A 3,880-nucleotide genomic window follows, 5' to 3' on the forward strand; every position below is an offset into this window, starting at 1 on the left:
CGCGCGTGGCGTTTCAACCCGGAAAACGCTGAAGTCTATCTGAACCTCGCCATGCTGGCGTGGAAGCTGGACATGATGGACGGCGCGGAAAAATTCCTGCGCCTCTTCCTGCAAATGGCGCCCAATCATCCCGCTGGCGTCATCAACCTGTCCGGCGTGCTGCGCGATCAGGGGAAGTTTGACGATTCCGTCGAGATCCTGCGCGCCGCCATTTACGCCAATCCCGAAGAGAAAGACTTCTGGAACTCGCTGGGCACCACATTGCTTGAAAAAGGCGAACCCGATCAGGCCCTCACCTTCTATGCCGAAGCCTTGCGGCTGCAACCGGACTTCGCCCGCGCGCACCACAACACGGCCTTCGCCTATGAATTGCTGGGAGAGCCGGAAAAGGCGGTGCATCATTTCCGCGAGGCGCTGAAGACCGCCGCGTCCCACAAAGACGTCATCATCATGACCCACGGCCTGTCGCAATCCTTGCTGGCGATGGGCGAGCTGGAGGAAGGCTGGTCGCTGTACAAGACCCGGCTTGATCCTGAATACACCAACGTCACCCATTTCCTGATCGATGCGCCGCGTTGGGATGGCGACGATATCCAGGCGCTGCGCGGCAAGAAAGTGCTATGGATTGGCGAACAGGGGCTGGGCGACGAAATCCTGTTCCTGCAGCTGGGCCGTGATCTGATCGACGCCATCGGGCCGGATGGCCAGCTTTACATCGCGGTTGAGCAGCGCCTGGTGGAAATGGTGCAGCGCACCTATCCGGACGCCATCGTGGGCTCACACCGGACGATAAAGCGCGAAGGCAAGGATCTTCGCGGCGTCACCGGGTTTGAAGACGGGCTGAGCTTTGACTACTGGACGCCCTTCGCCCAGCCGGCCTGCGCCTTCCGGACCAAAGTGACCGATTTTCCTGAAGGTCCGGTGCTGTCGCCGCCTGAGGCGGATATCGCCCATTGGCGCGAGCAGCTGGCGACCCTGCCCGAGGGGCTGAAGGTCGGCATTTTGTGGAAATCGCTGAAAATGGACTCCAAGCGCTCCAAACACTTCTCGGCGTTTGAGCTCTGGAAGCCGGTGCTGAAAACGCCGGGCGTCACCTTCGTGAATCTGCAATATGGCGACGCCGCAGACGACATCGCCTACGCCAAGTCCAAATTCGGCGTCGACGTGCATACGCTGGACGGCATTGATCTGAAGAACGATCTCGATCAGGTGACCGCTCTGGCCAAGGCTTGCGATCTGGTGATCGGCCCGACCAACGCCACCACCTCGCTCGGTGCGGCGGCGGGCGGAAACATCTGGTATATCCACCCCCATGGCCGGATCTGGACACATATGGGGACGGGGCGGTCGCCCTGGTTCACCACCACGCGCTCCTTCTTCGGCAAAGGCTATGCGGACTGGATCGCCATCATGAAGCAGGTCGCCAAGGCGCTCGCCGAAGAAACCGCAAGCGTAAAGGCCTGATTTCTAGGCCGGCTTGGTCAGATAGAGCTGAAACGCCGCCTCGTCATAGACCGGCCGGCCATTGTTGCGCTCAGCGCCCTCGACCAGCGCCCGTCGGCGATCATAGACCTGATCAATCCGGAAGTCGGCGAACAGGGTTTTGAGCTCATCCAGCGCGTAAAACACGCGATGACCGAACACCGGGTCTTCAGATCCATCGCCGCGCGCGGCATAGCCATGATCCGTGCTGGCGACTTCGAAAAAGGCGCGGCCGCCCGGCTTCAGGGCTGCATACATTTCCTGCACATAGCGCGCGGCCAGAGGTTTGGGGATGTGTTGCAGCGTGGCGCGCTCGATAATCACGTCGAGCGAGGCCGGCTTCAGCCCCAGCGCGTCGCCGCTGACAAACAGATCCAGATCCGGGTACAGCCGCCGCCCCGCGATCAGCGCCTCGGTGGAGACATCGCAGCCAGAAAGGCGCGCCGAGGGAAACACGCTGCGCAGAAAGCCCAGATTCTGGCCATTGCCGCAGCCGAATTCGAACACTCGCGCATCGGGGTTTCTCGAAAGCGCAATCAGGGCGAACACTGCAGCGTCCGTATAGGGAACGCGGGTCTGGGAGCTGGCGTAGAACGCATCCCACTGCTTGGCGTTATGCGCGCTTGTGGTCATCGAATGCGGTTCTCCCCCGGGTTTCATTCTTAGTGAACCAAGACTCATCATAACAGTAAACAAGCCCTCGCAACCGGCAGGAGCGTTGTCATGACCGCCCCCTCTTCCGTGTTTGACCAGATCGAAGATCTCAGCCGCCCGCCCGTGATCGTCGCCGAGCTGTCGGCCAATCACAGCGGGGATCTGTCGCGCGCGCTCGAAATCATTGACGCCTGCGCTGACGCAGGCGCGGATGCGCTGAAGCTGCAGACCTATACCGCCGACACCATCACGCTGGACCATGACGGCCCTGGCTTCGTGCTGGAGGGAGGCTTGTGGGACGGGCGCAAACTGCATGACCTCTATGAAGAAGCGCATACGCCGTGGGACTGGCATGCGGCGCTGTTTGAAGCCGGGCGCAAGCACGGCATGGAGGTGTTCTCCTCCCCGTTTGATTTCACAGCTGTGGACTTTCTCGAACAGTTCGAACCGCCCGCCTACAAGATCGCCTCGTTTGAACTGGTGGATCTGCCGCTAATCACTCACGCCGCTCAAACGGGGCGTCCGCTGGTGATGTCCACCGGCATGGCGAGCTGGGACGAGATCATCGAGGCTGTACTGACAGCCCGCCAGGCCGGATGTGACCGGCTCTGCATTCTGCATTGCACCTCGGGCTATCCCACACCGATTGAGCAGGCGGATCTTCGCACCATCCCCGAGTTGATCCAGCGCCTGCAAATCCCCATCGGGCTCAGCGACCACACCCCCGGCATCGCCGCGCCCGTGTCCGCGACGGCCCTGGGGGCGCGGATGATCGAAAAGCACGTCACAATGCGCCGCTCTGACGGCGGCCCGGACGCGGAGTTCTCGCTGGAGCCTGATGAGCTGGCGAGCCTGGTTCGGGAAACCCGTAACGCCCATGCGGCGCTGGGCCATGTTCGAACCGGTCTGGCGCAATCTGAAGTGCGCTCGCGCACCGTGCGCCGCTCGCTGTATGTGACGGCGGACATCAAGGCCGGAGAGGTTCTGACCGAAGCCAATGTGCGCTCGGTGCGCCCCGGCGGCGGCCTGCATCCGCGCGACTGGTCGAAAGTTCTGGGGCGCACCGCCGCGCGCGATCTCGCTTTCGGTGAACCGCTCGACTGGTCCATGATCGCAGATGGGCTGAGATGATGACGGCGCCGGCGCTTCAGATCGCAAACGCGTTTGGCGGCGATCAGGCCGTTCTGTTCGGTCGGGCGCGATCCGCCTTGCTGGCGCTGTTTGAGACGCTGGGCCTTCATGGCCGGTCCACCATTCTGATCCCGTCAAACGCCTGCCCCAGCCTGCTGGCAAGCGCCTGGGCCTGCGGCGCTGAGGTGCGGCTCGCGCCGGTCAGCGCCGAGACGGGCGTCAATGACGATGCCGCCCTGGCCGAACAGGTCCGCAAGCTGTCGCGAACGGGTCGAAGCGGCGCGGTGCTGCTGACCCATCTCTACGGTTTTCGCCTCGACTTCACCCAGGCGCGCAAGGCCGCACGCGAGCACGGCTGGATCACCATCGAGAACGACGCCAACGCCTCCAGTTTCACGCCCCAGGCGCCGCTCGAGGATGCGGCCCGCATCGTCAGTTTTGGCGCCGGCAAGGTGCTGGACGCCGGCGCAGGCGGCGCGGTGATCACCCATGACGCGAGCCTGGCGGCTGAACTTGAGAAGCGGGCCAAGTCTTATCCGGTGCTGGATGACGCCGCAGCCGAGGCCGAAGACCAGCTGATGCTGCAGCGGCGCGCCTTGCGCAATCAGGGCCG

General features: G+C 63.0%; 4 protein-coding genes. 3 read left to right on the forward strand and 1 reads right to left on the reverse strand.

Going from position 1 to position 3,880, the window contains the following annotated elements; all coding sequences use genetic code 11:
• Window positions 1-1,464 (forward strand): tetratricopeptide repeat protein (locus B3M53_RS12460; RefSeq protein WP_286800492.1); only part of this gene is annotated, 1,464 nt, incomplete at its 5' end.
• Between the two features lie 3 nt (window positions 1,465-1,467).
• Here B3M53_RS12460 and B3M53_RS12465 read toward each other — a convergent pair.
• A complete protein-coding gene (locus B3M53_RS12465; RefSeq protein WP_273019322.1) occupies window positions 1,468-2,115 on the reverse strand; it encodes a class I SAM-dependent methyltransferase in 648 nt (215 codons plus the stop codon).
• Between the two features lie 90 nt (window positions 2,116-2,205).
• Between B3M53_RS12465 and pseI the strand changes: the two genes are divergently transcribed.
• Together pseI and B3M53_RS12475 are read left to right on the forward strand one after the other, a co-directional pair.
• Window positions 2,206-3,267 carry a pseudaminic acid synthase gene (gene pseI, locus B3M53_RS12470; RefSeq protein ID WP_273019321.1) on the forward strand — a complete coding sequence of 354 codons (1,062 nt, stop codon included), beginning with the start codon at window positions 2,206-2,208 and terminating at the stop codon, window positions 3,265-3,267.
• Window positions 3,264-3,880: DegT/DnrJ/EryC1/StrS family aminotransferase (locus tag B3M53_RS12475; RefSeq protein ID WP_286800493.1), on the forward strand; the 617-nt coding region annotated here is incomplete at its 3' end. The genes pseI and B3M53_RS12475, both read left to right, overlap by 4 nt.

Source organism: Oceanicaulis sp. UBA2681 (assembly GCF_002354675.1).
GTDB classification, from domain to species: domain Bacteria; phylum Pseudomonadota; class Alphaproteobacteria; order Caulobacterales; family Maricaulaceae; genus Oceanicaulis; species Oceanicaulis alexandrii.

Coding starts and splice junctions, on each gene's coding strand:
- B3M53_RS12465 (WP_273019322.1), bottom strand. CDS start 2,115: ATGACCACAAGCGCGCATAACGCCAAGCAGTGGGATGCGTTCTACGCC.
- pseI (WP_273019321.1), top strand. CDS start 2,206: ATGACCGCCCCCTCTTCCGTGTTTGACCAGATCGAAGATCTCAGCCGC.